Here is a 1,820-nt window from a genome sequence, read left to right as displayed (position 1 = left end):
CCTTGGCATTGGTGTACCGCAGGCTCGCCCATTCGCCGAAGCGGGCCACATCCATGCCCCAGACGTCGAAGCCCGGATCGCCATGCACCATCCAGTTGGAGAGCGCGAGGCCGACGCCGCCGCCCTGGCTGAAGCCGGCCATCACGGCGCAGGCGCACCAGAAATTGGTCAGGCCCTGCACCGGGCCTACCAGCGGGTTGCCGTCGAGCGCGAAGGTGAAGGGGCCATTGATGATCTGCTTGATGCCGGCCTTCTCGATGCCGGGGAAATGCTTGAAGCCGATCTCCAGCGACGGCGCGATGCGATCGATGTCGGGCTGCAAGAGTTCATGGCCGAAATCCCAGGGCGTGTTGACCGGCGACCACGGCTTGCAGGCCTTTTCATAGGTGCCGAGCAGGATGCCGTTGCGCTCCTGGCGGGTATAGATCTCGCCCTTGAAATCGAGCACGCCGATCATCTCGCGGCCAGTCGACTTGTTGAACTCCTCGACCTCCGGCATCGGCTCGGTGAGCAGGTACATATGCTCCATCGCCAGCACCGGCAGCTCGACGCCGACCATGCGGCCGATCTCGCGCGCCCACAGGCCACCGCAGTTGACGACGTGCTCGGCGTGGACCGTGCCCTGTTCGGTAACGACGTTCCAGGTGCCGTCCGGCTGCTGCGTCAGGTCGACGACACGGTTGCGCAGCACGATCTCAGCGCCAAGCTTCTTCGCCGCCTTCGAATAGGCGATGGTCGTGCCGGACGGGTCGAGATGGCCTTCGACCGGATCCCACATGGCGCCGACGAAGTTCTTGTCGTCCATCAGCGGGAACATCGCCTTGGCTTCCGACGGCGTGATCAGCTCGGTGTCCATGCCGAGATATCGGCCCTTGGCGTGGGCGAGCCGCAGAAAGTCCATGCGCTCAGGCGTATCCGCCATCATCACGCCGCCGGTGAGGTGCAGCGAGCAGGACTGGCCGGAAAGCTCCTCGATCTCCTTGTAGAGCTGCACCGTATAGGCCTGCAGCTTGGCGACGTTGGGGTCGCCGTTCAGCGTGTGAAAGCCGCCCGCCGCATGCCAGGAGGAGCCCGAGGTCAGTTCCGAACGCTCGATCAGCATGATGTCGGTCCAGCCGGCCTTGGCCAGATGGTAGAGCACCGAGCAGCCAACAACACCGCCGCCGATGACAACCGCTTTGACGTGAGATTTCATGAAGATAGGTCCGTGTTTGAAGAGATTGAATCATGTTTCGGCGCGCCGCCAGACATTGACCGGCGCACCGATTGGCGCGCAGAAAATCAAAAATCGGTCGGGGCGCCGCCTTCGGCGCGGCGTTTCTCGACGAAGTCGTTGAGTTCTTCGCGGGTCGCCGGGTCCATATAGGGTTCTTCGTAGGACGCCAGCCGCTCCTTCCAGACCCGGTTGGCCTTTTCGAGCGCCGTTGGCGAACCGGCTTCCGTCCAGCTTTCGAAATTGCGCCAGTCGGAGAGGATTGGCGAGTAGAAGGCGGTCTTGTAGCGGTCCTGCGTGTGCTGGGTGCCGAAGAAGTGGCCGCCCGGGCCGACCGACTGGATGGCGTCGAAGCCGAGCGCGTCCTCGGACAGGTCGAGCGGGGTCAGGAACTCGGCCACCATCTGCAGCAGGTCGATGTCGAGGATGGTCTTTTCGTAGGAGCAGCGCAGGCCGCCCTCGAGCCAGCCGGCCCCGTGCATCATCAGATTGCCGCCGCCCTGGATGGCGCCCCACAGCGAAAAGACGCTTTCGTAGGCGGCCTGTGCGTCGACCGTGTTGGCAGCGCAGGTGTTGGAGGTGCGGTAGGGGATGTTGTAGCGGCGGG

At 64.0% G+C, this 1,820-nt stretch carries 2 protein-coding genes; both read right to left on the bottom strand.

Annotation, left to right across the window (positions count from 1 at the left end; translation table 11 throughout):
- Positions 1 to 1,195, bottom strand: a 1,195-nt coding sequence (locus tag EN742_RS33775) for an FAD-binding oxidoreductase (RefSeq protein WP_148670471.1), incomplete at its 3' end; no start/stop codon positions are given.
- Positions 1,196 to 1,281: 86 nt separating this feature from the next.
- A partial coding sequence (locus EN742_RS33770; RefSeq protein ID WP_189375714.1) for a trimethylamine methyltransferase family protein occupies positions 1,282 to 1,820 on the bottom strand: 539 nt, incomplete at its 5' end.

Origin of the sequence: Mesorhizobium sp. M4A.F.Ca.ET.020.02.1.1, assembly GCF_004022645.1 — a bacterium.
Taxonomy (GTDB): Bacteria; Pseudomonadota; Alphaproteobacteria; order Rhizobiales; family Rhizobiaceae; genus Mesorhizobium.
The sequence above is the reverse complement of the archived record's forward strand: the minus strand, read 5'-3'. Positions and strand labels throughout refer to the sequence as shown.